Raw genomic sequence first — 17,353 nt, 5'->3', positions numbered from 1 at the left:
TGACACGCGAACTACCCCGCCAGCGCGGCCTTGACCGCCGCGACCGCGGCTTCGGCCGCGGCGCCGTCGGGGCCGCCGCCCTGCGCCATGTCGGGACGGCCGCCGCCGCCCTGCCCGCCGAGCGCCGCCACCGCCATCTTGACGAGGTCGACCGCGCTGCAGTCGCCCGCCTGATCGTCGGTCACGCCGACCGCGACCGAGGCGCGTCCGTCGTTGACCGCGACGAGCATCGCGACGCCGCTGCCGACCTGTTTCTTCATGTCGTCGACCGCGCCGCGCAGCCCCTTGGGGTCGAGCCCGTCGACGACCTGCGCCAGGAACTTCGTGCCGCCGACCTCTTCGATCGCCGGGCCGCCACTTGCCGCGCCGCCGCCGCCGCTACCGCCGAGCGCGAGCGCTTTCTTTGCCTCGGCCAGCTCACGCTCCGCCTTCCGGAGCGCCTCGGCCATCGCCGCGGCGCGCACGGGCACTTCGTCGGGCGCGGTCTTGAGCGCCGCCGCCGCCGCCTTCAGCGCCTCGTCGCGGCCGATCAGCCACTGGCGCGCCGCTTCGCCGGTTAGCGCCTCGATGCGCCGCACGCCGGAAGATACCGCGCTTTCGCTAACGATCTTGAACAGGGCGATGTCGCCGAGCGCGCGGACGTGGGTGCCGCCGCACAGTTCGACCGAATAGCTGCGGTCGTCGGCCTTGCCCATGCTGAGCACGCGCACCTCGTCGCCATATTTTTCGCCGAACAGCGCCATCGCACCCGCCGCGATCGCATCGTCGGGGGTCATCAGGCGCGTCGACACCGGCTCGTTGGCGCGGATATGCGCATTCACCTGCGCCTCGACGTCGGCGATCTCCTCGGCGGTCAGCGCCTTGGGGTGCGAGAAGTCGAAGCGGAAGCGATCCTCGGCGACGAGACTGCCCTTCTGCGTGACGTGCGCGCCCAGCCGGTTGCGGAGCGCCGCGTGCAGCAGGTGCGTCGCGCTGTGATTGGCGCGGATGCGGTCGCGGCGCGCGGCATCGACGCTCAGCCGCACCGTGTCGCCGACCTTGAAGCTGCCCGCCTCGAGCGTCGCCTGGTGCGCGTGCAGCCGGCCGAGCGGCTTGCTCGTGTCGCGCACCGTCGCCTTTGCGCCGCCCAGCGTGTCGATCGTTCCGGCGTCGCCCATCTGGCCGCCGCTTTCGCCATAGAAGGGCGTCTGGTTGGTGAGCACGACGACGGTGTCGCCCGCCTTCGCCTCTTCGACCGGAACGCCGTCGCGAACGAGCGCGATTACCTCGCCCTCGCCCTCGGTCGAGGTGTAGCCGGTGAATTCGGTGCCGCCGTTCGCTTCGGCGAGGTCGAACCAGATTTCGTCCGACGCCTTTTCGCCGCTGCCTTTCCACGCCGCGCGCGCCGCCGCCTTCTGCTGCGCCATCGCGGCGTCGAAACCCGCACGGTCGACCGCGATGCCCTCTGCGCGCAGCGCATCCTCGGTCAGGTCGTACGGGAAGCCATAGGTGTCGTAGAGCTTGAAGGCGACGTCGCCAGGCAGCGTCGCGCCCTTGGCCATTCCCACCGTCGCCTCGTCGAGCAGCCGCAGCCCCTTGTCGAGCGTCTGGCGGAACTTGATCTCCTCGCGCTCGAGCGTTTCGCAGATCAGCGCCTGCGCGCGGATCAGTTCGGGATAGGCGGCGCCCATCTCGGTGGTCAGCGCCGGCAGCAGCCGGTGCATCAGCGGGTCCCGCGCGCCGAGCAGGTGCGCGTGGCGCATCGCGCGGCGCATGATACGCCGCAGCACGTAGCCGCGCCCCTCGTTCGACGGCAGCACGCCGTCGGCGATCAGGAAACTCGACGCGCGCAGGTGATCGGCGATCACGCGGTGGCTGGCCTGCGTCGCGCCCTCGGCCGGAACGCCGGTCAGGTCGACCGACGCGGCGATCAGCGCCCGGAAGGTGTCGATGTCGTAATTGTCGTGGACGCCCTGCAGCACCGCCGCAAGACGTTCCAGTCCCATGCCGGTGTCGATGCTGGGCCGCGGCAGGTCGACGCGCTCGCCGCCCGGCAGCTGTTCATATTGCATGAACACCAGGTTCCAGATCTCGATGAAACGGTCGCCGTCCTCTTCGGCCGATCCCGGCGGGCCGCCCCAGATATGGTCGCCATGATCATAGAAGATTTCGCTGCACGGCCCGCACGGCCCGGTATCGCCCATCGACCAGAAATTGTCGCTGGTCGGGATGCGGATGATCCGTTCCTCGGGCAGCCCCGAAATCTTGCGCCACAGGTCGAACGCCTCGTCGTCGGTGTGGTAGACGGTGGCGGTCAGCTTGTCGGCGGGCAGGCCCCACGTCTTGTGGACGAGGGTCCAGGCATGGTGGATCGCCTGTTCCTTGAAATAGTCGCCGAACGAGAAATTCCCCAGCATCTCGAAGAAAGTGTGATGGCGCGCGGTATAGCCGACATTGTCGAGGTCGTTGTGCTTGCCGCCCGCGCGGACGCACTTCTGCGACGAAGCCGCGGTGCTGTAGGGCTTCTTCTCCAGCCCCGTGAAGACATTCTTGAACGGCACCATCCCGGCGTTGACGAACATCAGCGTCGGGTCGTTGAACGGCACCAGCGGCGCCGACGGTTCGATATGGTGCCCTTCGCCCGCGAAATAGTCGAGGAAGGAGCGGCGGATGTCGTTGGTCGATGTCATGCGCGCGAATTAGGGATTTTGGCACGGTGCGACAAGGTGATTAGTGGTCCGCACGATTATCGGCCTTCCGCCGGTTCGACGGAAGGCGCCTCCGCATCAGAAAGCCGTCGCGATCCCCTTGCCCAGATAGCAGGGAAGCTGGTGCAGCACGTCGGCCTTGGGCACGCCCTCCTCGATCAGTTCGGGCGGCACTTCGGAGGTATCGGTGCGGACGATGGTGAAGCCGGCGCCCGGCGCGGCGCGATGGACGACGACATAGCCGCAATCCATCGTTCCATCCGCCCGGTCGCCCCGGAAATCGAACGCGGCATAGACGCCGGGCGGCTGCCCTGCGGGGTCGAGATACCAGCTCAGCCGCAGGATGCGCAGCCTCCCGTCGGCCCACAATGTGCCGCGCTTGCGCAGGTTCATCTCCCATTCGAGCCGCGGGCTCGACGCCTGCAGCGACAGGCGCAGCATCGCATAGGCGGCATCGTAATCGCGCTTCGCCAGCGCCGCGACATAGGCGGCGAAGCGGTCGATCGCCCCCTCCTCGTCGACCGCGGCGGGCGCGAAGGCGACGCCTTCGGGCGCGACGACATCGCGCTCGACCTCCGGGCCGAGTTGCGGCGGCGCCGCCATCGCGGGGCCGGCCGCGAACAGCGCCGCGCCGATCGCCAATGCGATGCGCCGGACGGGAAAAGTATCAATAGCCATAATAGGCGCCGCCCTTGTCGCGCGCGCGGCGCCACGCCGGACGGTCGTGACAGGCGTTCACGAACGCCGCCAGCTTCGGATAGCGCGGCGCCATGCCCTGCATGATCGCGATCTCGGCGGGAAAGCTCAGCATGATATCGGCCGCCGACAGGCTGTCGCCGATGAAATGGCCGTTCGTGCCGAGACGGCTTTCCATATAGGCGAAATGCGCGTCGAGCTGCTGCACGATCCGCGGTTCGAGGACCGCCGCCGCCTCGCCGAGCCGCGCGGTGTAGATGCGCAGCAGGATCGGCGTCATCGCTGATCCCTCGGCGAAATGCAGCCATTCGAGATGGCGGACATGATCGTCGGTGCCGCGCGCGGGAACCAGATGCCCGCCGCCGTGCCGCTCGCACAGATATTCGACGATCGCCCCCGACTCGGTGATCACGCGGCCGTCGTCCTCAATCACCGGCGACTTGCCGAGCGGATGGACCGCCAGCAGTTCGGGCGGCGCGAGGTTGGTCGCCGGGTCGCGGTCATAGAAGCGGATGTCATATGGCGCGCCGATTTCCTCGAGCAGCCAGAGGATACGCTGCGAACGGCTGTTGTTGAGATGGTGGACGATCAGGCTCATCGATTCTCCTTTCGCGGCACGGTTTGTCCCTTTCGTCACCCTGAACTTGTTTCAGGGTCCATGGTCTGCCCCTCACCTGAAAGGCGGCGCAAAAGGAGGGGTCCGGCCATGGATGCTGAAACAAGTTCAGCATGACGAACGGATGAGGCAGCGCGCCGAACGCCAAATCCCAACCGACCATAGAACGCAATCGGGCTCGGATGGAAGCAATGTCGGGTCTGCGATGGGAAAACCTGCGAGGGATCGAGATCGGCAAAGCGGCGAAAGATCGAAGGTTACGCTCATCGGCTTTCGAAGCCGCGCGCGCGAACGAACCTTTCGGCCGCTCCCGGCCCCGTTTCGCCCGACCAGCCCGCAAGTGGCACGCTCATCCGACATGATTTGACACAAAGGAGTGTTGCTAATGCGACTAATTCTTATTAGCGGACAGAAAGCCGCCGATGGGAGCGGCATTCACAGGAGCCCATTATGCGTGCCCGCCTTACCGGCCTGATCATTGCCGCGCTCGTCCCCTCTGCGCTCGCCGCCCAGACGAATGCCGGCGACGGCAGCGACGCCATGTCGAACGAGATCGTCGTGATCGCCACCGGCCAGAGCACCGCGTCGGCCAGCACCAAGACCGACACGCCGCTGATCGAAAATCCGCAGACGATCACCGTCGTCAATCGCGCCGAGATGGATATTCGCGCGGTCGATACGGTGTCCGACGCGCTTTCCTATGTCGCGGGGGTGCAAGCGCAGCCGCAGGGCAACGACAACCGGGTCGACGAGATCACGGTCCGCGGCTTCGGCGCCGGCGGCTTCGGCAGCAACAACAATTTCGTCGACGGCCTGCGCCTTCCCGCAGGGGGACAATGGACACGCCCCGCCTTCGACCCGTTCGGGTTGCAACAGGTCGATGTGCTGAAGGGTCCGTCGAGCGTCCTGTACGGCCAGACCGCGCCCGGCGGGATCGTCAACCTCGTCACCAAGAAGCCGACCTTCCGCGCGCATGGCGAGGTGCTGTTCCAGGGTCAGGCCTTCGGAGACCTCGACCGTGCGCGCCTGCTGGCGGGCGCCGATGTCGGCGCGCCGCTGTCGGACAATGTCGCGGTGCGGTTCGTCGGTCTCGCCTCGCATGGCGAAACGCGCGCGAAGGACATGCCGAACTCGCGCTATTACATCGCGCCGAGCGTGACCTTCCGCCTCGGCGCCGACACGACATGGACGCTGCTCGGCCAGTATCAGCGCGACGAGGGCGCTTCGACCTTCCAGTTCCTGCCGATGCGCGGCACGCTCAACGCGTCGAACGGCAAGTATATCCCGCTCGACGCCAATCTCGGCGAGCCCGGCTGGAACGATTTCGACCGCGACCAGTATCTGGTCGCCTCCTTCTTCGAGCATCGCTTCGGCGACGGCTTCGCGATCCGCAACAACACGCGCTATACGAAGATCGACAGCTTCTATCGCGCGGTGGTCATGGGCGGCGACACGCTGACCGCCTGTCCCGCCAACATTCCCGGCTGCATTCCCGGCTGCATTCCCGGCCAGACGATTCAGCGGCGCGCGGTGCAGGGGCGCGGCGAATCCGAAGGCTGGGCGACCGACACGCAGATCGAGGCGCGCTTCGCGACCGGCGCGATCGAGCATGTCGTGCTGGGCGGCGTCGATTATTTCCACACCGACTGGTCGCACGATCGCGATGGCGCCGCGCCGACGCTGGTGCTGCCGCTCCTCGACATTTTCGATCCCGTTCCGCGCGGTTCCTCGGGCTATGCCGCCGCGCTGAGCCCGCAGATTTATGGCGGCGCCGTGTCGAAACAGACCGGCCTCTATCTGCAGGACCAGCTTTCGGTCGGCAATCTGCGCCTTTCGATCGGTGCGCGTAACGACTGGGCGACCGACAATCTGTCGAACAGCCTGAACAACACGGGCTTTCGCCTGAAGGCGGAGGCCTTCACATGGAACATCGGCGGCGTCTATCTCTTCGATTTCGGCCTTGCCCCCTACGCCAGCTATTCGGAATCCTTCCTGCCGCTGCAGAACGATCCGGTGACCAATGCCACCGGCCGCCCTTTCGTGCCGACGACCGGTCAGCAATATGAGTTCGGCCTGCGCTATCAGCCGCCCGGGCAGAACATCTATCTGACGCTGTCGGCTTTCCAGATCACGCAGCAGAATCTGCTGACGGCCGATCCGGCGGGCGCCCGCTGCGGCCCGACCCTGACGCCCTGTCAGGTCCAGCTCGGCGAAGGACGCTATCGCGGGCTCGAATTCGAGGGCCGCGCGACGCCGACCGACGCGCTCACGCTGATCGCCACGGCAACGCGGATCAAGGCGAAGGTGACCGAAGGCGCCGCGGCGCAGATCGGCAATGCCCTGCCGCAAATTCCCGACTGGCAGGCGTCGCTCTTCGCGGACTACCGCATCAAGGCGGGGCCGCTCGTCGGCTTCGGTTTCGGCGGCGGCGTGCGCTACACCGGCGACAGCTGGGGGCTCGTCAGCAACGACCCGCTCTTCGCGATCCCTTCCTACACGCTCTTCGACGCGTTCCTCCGCTACGACGTACCCGATTCGGGCCTGTCGCTCGCGGTCAACGTCCGCAACCTCGCCGACAAGCGCTATGTCGCGACCTGCACCGCGACGCAGGCCTGCTATTACGGCCAAGGCCGCACCGCGACCGCGCGCCTGCAATATCGCTGGTGACGATGGAGATTCATCGGATGCAAATCGAACGATCGATCCCGTCGCGACGCGCGGCGCTGACGCTGCTCGGCGCCCTGCCGCTGGTGCTTGCCGGTTGCGGCAAGTCCGACGACAAGCGCAAGGCGGGCGCGGATGCCCCGCTCACCGACCTGCGCGACCGTCCGCTCGACCTGACGCTGCCCGCGACGCCGCTGACGATCGACGACGGCCGCTACCTGATCGCGCTGTCGCTGATCCATCCCGATCCGGTCAGCCTGCTGTCGGGGTGGTCGGGCGACGTCAACCGGATCAGCCCCGAACAATATAAGGCCTATGTCGCGCGCTTTCCGAAGCTCGCCACGCTGCCCAGAACGCCCAACTCGTCCGACGAGTTCAGCGTCGAGGCGGTGCTCGCCGCAGCGCCGAAAGCGGCAGTCGTCTCGCTGGGATCGGGTCCGACCGACGCGCAGGTCGCGCAACTGACCGGCGCCGGCGTCGATGTCGTCTTCATCGACTTCTTCTCGCACCCCTTCGAAAACCAGGCGCGCAGCCTGACCCTGCTCGGGCGCCTGATCGGTCGCGAAGAGCAAGCGGCGGCCTACAACAAATTCCGTCAGGACAAGCTCGACGTCATCAGCAAGCGCGTCGCCGCCATCCCCGCCGACAAGCGCCCGACGGTGTTTCTGGAGGCGCATGCCGGCAACGGCCCCGATTGCTGCAATTCGCCCGGCAAGGGCAACGTCGGCGACTATATCAGCTTCGTCGGCGGCAGGAATATCGGCGAGGATGTGATCAAGGCGCCGTTCGGCAAGCTCAACCTCGAATATGTCATCGACCGGAATCCGGACGTCTACATCGCCACCGGCGGCCCGCATCTGGAAAAGGCCGGCGGCTTCGTCGTAGGCCCGCAATATGATGAGGCGCGGTCGCGCGCGTCGTTGCGGAAGGTGACCGAACGCCGCGGGATCGCCAGCCTGTCGGCGGTGCGCGCCGGACGCGTCCATGGCCTGTCGCACCAGATGATCAATTCGCCCATCGACATCGTCGCGACCGAGGCGCTCGCCAGGTGGATCCATCCCGACCTGTTCGGCGATCTCGATCCGCAGGCGACGCTCGATGCGATCAATCGGCGGTTTCTCGCGGTCCCCTACACCGGAAGCTACTGGACCGATCTCCAGCCCTCCCCCGCTTCAACAGGAGAATGACATGGTTATGCGCAACGCCTTCAAATTGTCGGTGGCTCTCGTCACACTGGCCGGTGCAACGGCCGCATGGGCGAAGCCGGCGGTAGACCGCTCGGTCAAGGTCGCTCCGGGCGGGCTCTACGAGATCGTGCAGAACGGTGCCGACAACGACATCTATATCGCAGCGGTCGGCCCGCGCGGCGAAGACAAGGGCGCGATCGTCCGCCTCGACGGCAAGACGCTGCAGCCGAAGGGGTCGATCGACGTCTCGACCAGCCCGCTCTACGGCCTCGCGATCAACCAGACCACACAGACCCTCTACGGCACCGATACGCGCAACGGATCGGTATCGGCAGTCGACCTCGCAACGGGCAAGGTCGTCGGAACCGTCAAGGTCGGCGAAAAGGCCCATGTCCGGCAGGTCGCCGTCGATGAGGGAGCGAACAAGGTCTATGTCACCGTCGTCGGCGCGATGCGCGGCAGCGACACGCCCAGCGCCATCTGGGTGATCGACGGCAAGAGCAACACGCTCGACCGCGTCATCGCGGTGCCGGGCATTTCGCTCACCGGACTGGCGCTCGACCCGGCGAACAAGCGGATCTTCTCGACCGGCATGAGCAGCAACGACGTGATCGTCCTCGACAGCGACAGCGGCGCGGTGAAGGCCCGCTGGCCAAGCGGCGGCGAGAATGCCATCAACGTCGCCTATGACGGCGCGACGCAGCGTCTGTTCGTCGCCAACCAGGGCAATGGCGTGCTCGGCGTGATCAACGCAAGGGACGGCTCGCTGATCAAGGCGGTCCCGACCGGGGAAGGCGCGCTCAGCGTCGCCTACAACGGCGCCGTGGACCAGATCTATGTCGCGAACCGCCGCGCCGGAACGGTCAGCGTCATCGATGCGAAAACTTACGAAAAGCTCGCCGATCTGGAAACGGGCACCTTCCCGCAGACAATCGCGATCAATCGCGCCGACAACAGCGTCTATGTGACGAACAAGGCCCGCGGCCTGCCGCGCGACGCCGCGCCGGGGACGCCGCCGGTCGAGGATCCGAAGGGCGACACGGTCACGCTGATCCGCCCCTGACCGTCTGACGAACGCACCGAAAGGCCGCCCGATCCCAAGCGGAACGGGCGGCTTCCTTACAATATATCGTCGATCACCATGCGCAGCGACCCGCGCTCGCAATGATCGATGCGCGCCCGCACTCGCCAGACGTCGGCCAGCACCGCGGGCGTGATCGCTTCTTCGGGCGGCCCTGCGGCGGCCACCTGCCCTTCGGACAGCACCACGACGCGGTCGGCGATCCGCGCCGCCGCCTGCAGGTCGTGAAGCACGAGCACGGCGATCATGTCCTGCTCGCGCGCCAGCGAACGCACCAGATCGAGCACGCGCACCTGGTGATTGAGGTCGAGCGCACTCGTCGGTTCATCGAGCAGCAGCAGGCGCGGTGCGCGCACGAGCGCCTGCGCGAGCGCCGCGAGTTGCCGCTGCCCGCCCGACAGTTGATCGATTCCGCGCATCGCCAGCGCTTCGATCCCGACCCGCCCGAGCACGGCCATAGCGCGCTCCGCCGCATCGCCACCATGGCCCTGCCCGGTGGGCGACGCCTCGAGCGCGCCGATCACCGTTTCGAGCACGGTGAGCGCGATCCCCTGCGGCAGCGTCTGCGGCATGTAGGTCACCGCTTTCGCACGGTCGGCGAGCGGCAGGCCGTTGAGTTCGTCCCCGTCGAGCCGGATCGAGCCGCGCGCGGGCGTCAGGCCGGCGAGCGCACGAAGCAGCGTGCTCTTCCCCGCCGCATTGGGCCCCAGCAGCGCGATCGTTTCGCCGCGCGCGATCGGCGGCAGCGACAGATGCTCGATCACCGCGCGGTCGCGATATCCCGCCGACAGGTCGGTGACATGGAGGCCGGCGCTCATGCCCCCTGCCTTCCGCTGCGAAAGATCAGGAACAGGAAGATCGGGACGCCGATCATCGCGGTCACGATACCGACCGGCATCAGCACCCCCGGCACCAGCAGCTTCGACAGCGCCGACGCGACCGACATGATCGCGGCACCGGTGAACAGGCTGGCCGGCAGCAGATAGCGATGATCCTCACCCAGCAGCATGCGCGCGATATGCGGGCCGACAAGGCCGATGAACCCGATCGCGCCGACGAAGGCCACCGCGGTCGCGGCCAGCAGGCTGATGCGAAAGAGCGACAGGAAACGCAGCCGCCCGACGTCGACCCCGAAGCTCTGCGCCCGGTCCTCGCCGAGCCGGAGCGCGGTGAGCGCCCTGGCCGATGCCAGCGAAAAGGGTGCAACGGCGAGCAGGACGAGCGCGAGCACGCTGACATTGCTCCACGTCGCGCGCGACAGCGACCCCATCGTCCAGAAGACGAGCTGCTGCAACGCCTCCTGCGACGAGAGGAACTGCACGAGCGAGGTCAGCGCGTTGAAGGCGAAGACGAGCGCGATGCCGAGCAGGACGAGCGTCTGTGCGCCCGCCGCGCGCTGCCGCGCGACCGCCTGAAGCAGCAGCATCGCGAGGAAAGCGAAGAGAAAGGCGTTGAGCGACACCATCCAGTCGGCCGCCCAGCTCCCCGCGAACGGCAGACCGATCCCCAGCACGATCGCCAGCGACGCACCGAAGGAAGCGGCCGACGACACGCCGAGCGTGAAGGGACTCGCCATCGGATTATCGAGGATCGTCTGCATTTCGGCGCCCGCGAGCGACAGCGATGCGCCGACCATCACCGCCATCATCGCGTAAGGCAATCGCACGTCCCAGATGATCGCGCGCTGTCCCGGCGTGATCCGGTCGGGATGGGCGATGCCATACAGCACGTCGCGCGCGCCCATCCCCGATGGCCCGGTCACCAGATCGACGACGAACGCCGCCACCGCGATCGCCGCGATCAGCACGATGACCATCACGCGCCGCCGCACCGTGCGCCGATAATCGTCCAGCATGGCTTTCATCGTCGGAGAAGGTCCGGCCGACCGGATCATGACATTTTGTTTCCCTTGGATTGGCATGGGTTGATCGAACGGCGCATCGATGCCATCCGCCTTATTGAAAACCGCTCGCAATTCCAGCCCTAATCGGACCATGACCGCTTCTGCCACCCCCGCCACCGATCCACGCATCGCCGAATGCCTGTCGCTGAGCCTGCCGCGCGGGGATGCGGCCTATCGCGTCGACCTCCACGTCCCGGCGGGCGAAGCACCCGTCGGGGGCTGGCCCGCGATGCTGATGCTCGACGGCGAAGGCTGCTTCGCGACCGCGGTGGAAGCCTTGCGGCGGATGAGTCGCCGTCCCGACGCAACGGGAACCGGACCGATGATCCTGATCGGCCTGTCGTCGCCCGACCGCGACCCGCAGGACCGCCATCGCGAACGCGATTTCGGCGCGCGCGGCGGGGCATCGGATTTCGCGCGTTTCGTCGAGGCCGATGTGATCGCCGCCGTCGCGGCACACGCTCGGCTCGATCCGCGACGCCTGACCCTCTTCGGCCATTCGCTCGGCGGCTATCATGCGCTGTGGATGCTGGCGCATCGCCCGCATCTGTTCGCCGCGATCGCCGCGATCAGCCCGTCGATCTGGTGGGACCCCGACGGCCTGCGCGGAGCCCTGCGTCAGGCGCCGCTCGGCGATCATCGCATCCTGCTCTGCGTCGGCGAGTGGGAGGAGGAACTGCCGCCTTGGCAGACCGCTCGGCAGGACAGCGATGCGGTCCGCAGCCGGCGTGCCGAGCGGCAGATGGTGGCGCGCGCCCGCGACATGGCGACGCTGCTCGCGGACCGCCTCGACCCCGCGAACGTCCAGTACCGGATGCTTGCCGAAGAAGATCATGCGTCGATCATATCCGCCGCCATCCCGCGCGCACTGCGGCTCGCGTCGGCGGCCGGGCGCTAGGAACGGAGGACCGACATGCTGCTGCGCGACACGCCCAACCATTATGGATCGATGACACGGCTGCTGCATTGGACGATGGCGCTGCTGCTGTTCTGGCAGCTCGGCGGCATGATCATGAAGAGCGTGCTCGGCCGCGTCCCGCTGATGAAATTCTGGGTCGGCACGCACGCATCGGTCGGCGCCCTCATCCTTGCACTCGTCGTCGTCCGCGCGCTTTGGGCGCTTCGCAACCGGCGGCGGCGCCCCGCCTATTCATCGAATGCGATCGGCCAGGCGGCGCGCATCGGCCATATCCTCCTCTATCTGCTGATGATCGTCGTGCCCACGCTCGCGCTGTTCCGCATGGCCGGAAGCGGCAAGGGGGTGACGCTGTTCGGCATCGAGTTCGCAGCACCGACGGGACAGGAGATCGCGTGGATGACCGCCCCGGCCAATGCGGTGCACGGCTTGCTGGCCTGGACGCTGCTTGCGCTGATCGCAGGGCACGTCGCGATGGTTCTGGTGCATCGCTTCGGGTGGCGCGACGACACGCTCTCCCGCATGCTCGGCCGCCGCGTGGACGCCGCGGCGCCGCTACAACCAAGCATGGACTAGCTCGCGGGGTCGTACATGAATTCGCGAAGCTCCTGCGCGCATCGGCAGGCCGCCGCGATCTTCCTCGCCCACTCGACCGCATCCTCGCGCGACGGCAGTTCCAGCACCGTGAAGCCGCCCGTGAGCCCGCTGCCGGGATAGATTTCGGCCGACACCGATCCGTCAGTGGAGACCAGCACGGGTGCGACCTGCTCCGCAATCCCTCCGCCGAACACATAGACGCCGGCGGCCCTGGCTTCCTCGATCACCGCGTGCGCGTCGGCGGATACGATCGGGAACTCCGCGTCGGTGAGGACCATGGCTTCGCTCGGAAAGGAAATGAGGTATTTGGTCATCGCTCAATGATGCATCGCGGCGGTCGCGACGACAAGGGGCCCGTCGAGCGCGCGGCCGGGAAACGAATGATCGGTGTAGACGCCGCCGCTTTTTTTCATCATCCTGTCTCCCGTCGCAACCTTTCGCCACGCGCCGACGAAGAGGAGAGCGAAAGAGAGTCCGGACGAGGCGCGCGCCCACCGTTCGAGTTGGAGAAGCCAGATGAAAATCCGGAACAAGATCGCGACGTCGTTCGGCCTCGGCCTGTTGCTGGCCGTCCTTCCGGCGCAGGGCATAGCGGCCCTCCAGCAGGGCGCGAAGGCGCCCGACTTCACGCTGAACGCGGCGCAGGGCGGCAAATCCTTCAGCCTGACGCTGAAACAGACGCTGCGGAACGGGCCGGTCGTGCTCTATTTCTTCCCCGCCGCCTTCACCCCCGGCTGCACGATGGAGGCCCATCTGTTCGCGGAGGCAAACAGCCAGTTCAACCAGCTGGGCGCCCGCGTCATTGGCGTGACCGCCGGCAACATCGATCGCGTGGCGGAATTCTCCAAGTCGGAATGCCGCGACAAGTTCGCCGTCGCGGCCGATCCGGGCGCCAAGGTCGCGGTCAAATACGACACCGCCATGCCGGGCCCCAACCAGACGCTCATCTCCAACCGGACGTCGTTCGTCATCGCACCCGACGGAACCATCCTGCTGAGCTACACCGACCGCAACCCGCAGGCGCATATAGAAAAGACGCTGGCTGCGGTCCGCGCATGGAACGCCAAGCGCGGCTGACCGCCGAACTTAAGCCGTGAGAACCGCGGTTTCTCAGGCGATATGGAGGGAGGCCGACAGCTTCGCCAGGTCGATGTTGCGAATGTCGTATGAAAGATCGAGGACCTCGCGAACGCGTGCTGCGCCGATCAAGGGTGTCGCCAATACGGAAAATTTCCGGTCCAGCCTGTCGTCGAGATCATTCGGTCCGATATCCGCTTCGGACACGTCCCAAACCGCCTCGAGCATCGTATCATCGCCGAGCCTGATGGTCGTCCTCGCGCCGAATATGCTGTCGAGATCGCCCACCACGCCGATTTTGCCGCGCAGGCGTCCGAGCGCCTCGTCGCCGGCGAGCATGTCGTTGAAAACGCCGATATCCGCCGTGTCATAACCGCCGAGCGTCAACGCGACGACCTGCCGCAGGCTGAATTTGGATTCGAGGCCGGTCGCCGGATTTTCGATATTGCAGACCTTGAGATGGCCGGCCGGAACCCGAAGTACGACGCTCTCCAAAGCGTCCGGGATCAGCCCCCGTTCGATCACCAACTGCCGGACCGCCTCGATGCTCGAATGCGTCAGGTAGCAGGAGGCGTGATATTTGAAGAGCAGGTGATCGAGGCTCTCCCCGAACCGCGGCGCCCGCCAGTCGGCCGGAACCGGCTGATGCGCCTGAGTGGCGAGAAAGCCCTGATCGGTTTCCAGACTTTCGCGATTTGCGGTCATTCCGCGCGCGGCAAGCCGGGCGGCAATGACGCCGGCCGACGCCGCACGACCCGCGTGAAAGGGCTTGGCCATGGTCCCGAACATCGATTTCAGCCCCGCCGCCTGCGTCGCCGCCAGCCCGATCGCGTTTTCGGTTTCTTCCGCCGCGAGGCCCATCAGCACGGCGGACGTCGCCATCGCCCCGAACGCGCCGATCGTCGCCGTCGAATGGAAGCCATGGTCATAATGGCCCGGCATGGCGAGCGTCCCGACGAAGCGCGCGGCGTCATAACCGGCGATGATCGCGCGGGCGAGTTCCTCGCCCCCCGCGTCCACCGTCTCCGCCACCGCCAGCGCGGCCGGAACCACGACCGTCGCCGGATGCCCGATGAACTGCTGAACATCGTCATAATCGAGAGCATGGCCGGTGGTGCCGTTGACCAGCGCCGCATCGGCGGCTGCCGCCCGGCCGCCGCCCAGCACCGACGCCGCGCCTTCGGCGGATGCAAACTCGGCGCGGAGGATTTTCGCGACCGGCTCGGTCGTTCCCGCCAGCGCGACGCCCAGCCAATCGATCAGGATGCGGCGGACGGCGGCATATTGCTCGCCCGTCGGACGCGCGTTCCCCGACCCCGCGATCGACCGCGCGAGTAAGCCAGTGAACGGCTGCGCGCCTGCCATCCGGCTTTCCGCGCTCATATGCGGATCGTCACGCATTTGAGCTGGGTATAATGGGTCAGCGCCTCGATCCCCTTCTCGCGCCCATAGCCGCTGTTCTTGTACCCGCCAAAGGGCGTCTCGATGCCCCCGGCCATATATTCGTTGACGAAGACCTGGCCCGCCTCCAGCGCCGCGGCCATGCGGAGCGCGCGGCCGATGTCGCGGGTCCAGACTCCCGCGCCGAGCCCGAAATCGCTGTCGTTGGCGATCGCGACCGCCTGATCCTCATCCTCGAACGTCAGCACGGTCAGAATGGGGGCGAATGCCTCCTCGCGTGCGATCCGCATATCAGGCGTTACACCCGCATAGACTGCCGGTGCCGGGAAGAGCCCCTTGCCCGCCGCCGGTTCCGGCGGCTCGCGCGTCAGCCGCACCGCGCCTTCGGCCTTCGCCAGATCATGGAACCGGCGCACGCGCTCGAACTGCGCGGCTGTGGTCGTCGCGCCGAAGACCGCGCCGTCCTGATCGCCATATCGGAGCGCATCGACCGCGGGGACGAGCCGGTCGAGAAAGGCATCATATATCGACGACTGGAGCAGCAGCCGCGTTCCCGCGACGCAGACCTGTCCCGCATTCATCGTGAAGGCGCGCACCGCGCCCGCCACCGCCGCGTCGAGGTCGGCGTCCGCGAAGACGATGTTCGGCGACTTGCCGCCGAGTTCCAGCGTCAGCGGAATGATCCGTTCCGCGGCGACCCGGCCGATCTCTCGCCCGGCCCGCACGCTGCCCGTGAACATGACCTTGCGAATGCGCTCATGCGCGACCAGCGGCTCGCCGACCTCGCGCCCCGTGCCCAGCACGACGTTGACGACACCGGGCGGCAGGCCGCATTCCTCGACCGCAAGGCGCGCGACCTCGACCAGCGTCGACGGCGTTTCCTCCGACGGCTTGGCCACCACCGTATTGCCGACCGCCAGCGCCGGCGCGATCGCGCGCGCCGCCTGATTCAGCGGCGCGTTCCACGGCAGGATCGTCGCGACGACGCCAAAAGGCTCGCGGCGCGTGTAGCTGTGATAGGGCGCACCGATATTGATGACTTCGCCGTAGAAGATGTTCGCAAGGCCGCCGTAATATTCGAAATACTGGGCGGACATCTCGATCTCGCCGGCCGCCTGCGCCATGACCTTGCCGGTTTCGCGCGCCTCCATCTCCGCCAGTCGCGCGGCATGGGCGCGGATCGCGCGGCCGATGTCGACGAGGATACGGCCGCGCTCCATCGGCCGCATGTCGCGCCACGCCGGAAAGGCGGCGCGCGCCGACTGGACCGCCTGGTCGACGATCTCCGCGCCGCCGAGCGCGACACGCCCGATCACTTCGCCCGTCGCCGGCGCCAGATTATCGAGATAGCGCGCGCCCGGTTCGACGACCTCGCGGCCGTCAATGAAATGGTGGCAATCCATCGTGCGATCCTTTCCCTCCGCATGACCCTATCGCTTTCGGCGGCGGCGCAAAACGGCCCGCGCGCTTCATCGCATATGCAATGGATCGTCCGGACGCATTCGGGCACGGACCTTTCTCCGCTATCCTCGCGCAACCGGGTCCGGACGGGCCCTATTCGATCGGGTGAGGGATGAACCAATGCAAAGCTGGACAATCGGCAAGGTCAGGATCAGTCAGGTCATCGAACAGATCGTGCCCGAAGGCATACCGGGCCTGATGCCCGATGCGACGCCAGAGGCGCTGCTGGCGATCCCGTGGCTCTACCCCGAATTCATCACCGAAAAGGGCGAGCCGAGCCTCAGCCTGCACGCCTTCATCCTCGACACACCCACGAAGCGGATCATGGTCGACACCTGCATCGGCAACGGCAAGGACCTGAAGATCGCGCCGATCTGGGACCAGATGCAGACCGATTTCCTGGAAAAGATGAAGGCCGCGGGGTTCCCGCCGGAATCGATCGACGTCGTCGTCTGCACCCACCTGCACCTCGACCATGTCGGCTGGAACACGATCCGGGTCGACGGGCGCTGGGTGCCGACTTTCCCCAACGCGCGCTATCTGTTCGGGCGGGTCGAATATGATTTCATGCAGGCGACCCACCACAGTCCCGACGTCGACGAAGCCTGGCGCGAATGCAACGCCTCGGTCGAGCGGGAGTCGGTCCAGCCGGTGATCGATGCCGGGCTCGTCGATCTGGTCGAGGTCGATCACCGGATCACCGACGAGGTGTTTCTGACGCCGACCATCGGCCATACGCCGGGCCACGTCTCGATCGTCGTCCGCTCCGAAGACGAAAGCGCGATCATCACCGGCGACTGCGTCCATCACCCCTGCCAACTCGCGCATCCCGACTGGGGCACCAACGTCGATGCCGACCCCGAAATGAGCAAAAGGACGCGCTGGAAGCTGTTCACCGACGCGACCGAGGACGGCTGCCTCGTCCTCGGCACGCATTGGACGGGCGCGGGCGGCGGCACGGTCGTGCGCGACGGAGATGCGTTCCGGCTGGAGTTCGAGCCGACCGTCCGGCTGCCCTGACGCCCTATCGCTTCGGCGCCCCGCACGGCCGTCGCCTTCGGTTCCAC

Annotated in this window: 15 protein-coding genes; 7 read left to right on the top strand and 8 right to left on the bottom strand. The window is 67.0% G+C overall.

Annotation, left to right across the window (positions count from 1 at the left end):
• Nucleotides 1–11: 11 nt before the first annotated feature.
• The 3 genes from alaS to AC2S9W_RS11210 all read right to left on the bottom strand — a co-directional run bounded on the left by alaS (nucleotide 12) and on the right by AC2S9W_RS11210 (nucleotide 3,981).
• The gene (gene alaS / locus AC2S9W_RS11220; protein ID WP_486570836.1) at nucleotides 12–2,669 is read right to left on the bottom strand and encodes an alanine--tRNA ligase; all 2,658 of its coding nucleotides are present in this window, start codon (nucleotides 2,667–2,669) and stop codon (nucleotides 12–14) included.
• Between the two features lie 96 nt (nucleotides 2,670–2,765).
• Complete coding sequence (locus AC2S9W_RS11215; RefSeq protein WP_486570835.1) at nucleotides 2,766–3,365, bottom strand: hypothetical protein; 600 nt, start codon at nucleotides 3,363–3,365, stop codon at nucleotides 2,766–2,768.
• Nucleotides 3,355–3,981 carry a glutathione S-transferase family protein gene (locus AC2S9W_RS11210; protein WP_486570834.1) on the bottom strand — a complete coding sequence of 209 codons (627 nt, stop codon included), beginning with the start codon at nucleotides 3,979–3,981 and terminating at the stop codon, nucleotides 3,355–3,357. Before AC2S9W_RS11210 ends, AC2S9W_RS11215 begins: the two co-directional genes overlap by 11 nt.
• Before the next feature lie 468 nt (nucleotides 3,982–4,449).
• Here AC2S9W_RS11210 and AC2S9W_RS11205 point away from each other — a divergent pair, with 468 nt between their 5' ends.
• The 3 genes from AC2S9W_RS11205 to AC2S9W_RS11195 are packed head-to-tail and all read left to right on the top strand — an operon-like array spanning nucleotide 4,450 to nucleotide 8,913.
• Entirely contained in the window at nucleotides 4,450–6,666 is a 2,217-nt protein-coding gene (locus tag AC2S9W_RS11205; protein WP_486570833.1) for a TonB-dependent siderophore receptor, read from the top strand.
• 17 nt (nucleotides 6,667–6,683) lie between these two features.
• Nucleotides 6,684–7,850, top strand: coding sequence for an ABC transporter substrate-binding protein (locus tag AC2S9W_RS11200; RefSeq protein WP_486570832.1), 1,167 nt, complete (start codon nucleotides 6,684–6,686; stop codon nucleotides 7,848–7,850).
• 1 nt (nucleotide 7,851) lies between these two features.
• Nucleotides 7,852–8,913: a YncE family protein gene (locus AC2S9W_RS11195; protein ID WP_486570831.1), complete on the top strand. Its 1,062-nt coding sequence runs from the start codon at nucleotides 7,852–7,854 to the stop codon at nucleotides 8,911–8,913.
• A 56-nt stretch (nucleotides 8,914–8,969) separates the two neighbouring features.
• Here the strand turns inward: AC2S9W_RS11195 and AC2S9W_RS11190 are convergent, their stop codons facing one another.
• A complete protein-coding gene (locus AC2S9W_RS11190; protein WP_486570830.1) occupies nucleotides 8,970–9,749 on the bottom strand; it encodes an ABC transporter ATP-binding protein in 780 nt (259 codons plus the stop codon).
• Nucleotides 9,746–10,795 carry a FecCD family ABC transporter permease gene (locus AC2S9W_RS11185; protein WP_486570829.1) on the bottom strand — a complete coding sequence of 350 codons (1,050 nt, stop codon included), beginning with the start codon at nucleotides 10,793–10,795 and terminating at the stop codon, nucleotides 9,746–9,748. The genes AC2S9W_RS11190 and AC2S9W_RS11185 overlap by 4 nt, the downstream gene beginning before the upstream one ends.
• Nucleotides 10,796–10,925: 130 nt before the next feature.
• Between AC2S9W_RS11185 and AC2S9W_RS11180 the strand changes: the two genes are divergently transcribed.
• Nucleotides 10,926–11,732 (top strand): alpha/beta hydrolase, encoded by an 807-nt coding sequence (locus tag AC2S9W_RS11180; protein ID WP_486570828.1) that lies wholly within the window; start codon nucleotides 10,926–10,928, stop codon nucleotides 11,730–11,732.
• Nucleotides 11,733–11,747: 15 nt separating this feature from the next.
• Nucleotides 11,748–12,326, top strand: a complete 579-nt coding sequence (locus AC2S9W_RS11175; RefSeq protein WP_486570827.1) for a cytochrome b — start codon at nucleotides 11,748–11,750, stop codon at nucleotides 12,324–12,326.
• On the opposite strand, the gene AC2S9W_RS11170 is transcribed toward AC2S9W_RS11175, so the two are convergent.
• Nucleotides 12,323–12,661 (bottom strand): YciI family protein, encoded by a 339-nt coding sequence (locus AC2S9W_RS11170; protein WP_486570826.1) that lies wholly within the window; start codon nucleotides 12,659–12,661, stop codon nucleotides 12,323–12,325. The two genes, AC2S9W_RS11175 and AC2S9W_RS11170, sit on opposite strands and share 4 nt — an antisense overlap.
• 202 nt (nucleotides 12,662–12,863) lie before the next feature.
• On the opposite strand from AC2S9W_RS11170, the gene AC2S9W_RS11165 reads away from it, so the two are divergent.
• Complete coding sequence (locus AC2S9W_RS11165; protein ID WP_486570825.1) at nucleotides 12,864–13,424, top strand: peroxiredoxin; 561 nt, start codon at nucleotides 12,864–12,866, stop codon at nucleotides 13,422–13,424.
• A gap of 33 nt (nucleotides 13,425–13,457) precedes the next feature.
• Here the strand turns inward: AC2S9W_RS11165 and AC2S9W_RS11160 are convergent, their stop codons facing one another.
• Together AC2S9W_RS11160 and AC2S9W_RS11155 are read right to left on the bottom strand one after the other, a co-directional pair.
• On the bottom strand, nucleotides 13,458–14,807 hold the full coding sequence (locus tag AC2S9W_RS11160; protein ID WP_486570824.1) for an MmgE/PrpD family protein: 1,350 nt from the start codon (nucleotides 14,805–14,807) through the stop codon (nucleotides 13,458–13,460).
• Nucleotides 14,804–16,228 (bottom strand): aldehyde dehydrogenase family protein, encoded by a 1,425-nt coding sequence (locus AC2S9W_RS11155; RefSeq protein WP_486570823.1) that lies wholly within the window; start codon nucleotides 16,226–16,228, stop codon nucleotides 14,804–14,806. The genes AC2S9W_RS11160 and AC2S9W_RS11155 overlap by 4 nt, the downstream gene beginning before the upstream one ends.
• A 178-nt stretch (nucleotides 16,229–16,406) precedes the next feature.
• Here AC2S9W_RS11155 and AC2S9W_RS11150 point away from each other — a divergent pair, with 178 nt between their 5' ends.
• Complete coding sequence (locus AC2S9W_RS11150) at nucleotides 16,407–17,306, top strand: MBL fold metallo-hydrolase (protein WP_424539195.1); 900 nt, start codon at nucleotides 16,407–16,409, stop codon at nucleotides 17,304–17,306.
• The last annotated feature ends 47 nt before the right edge of the window (nucleotides 17,307–17,353 follow it).

The organism is Sphingopyxis sp. 550B (assembly GCF_057401805.1).
This window is presented reverse-complemented; position numbering and strand designations above follow the sequence as displayed.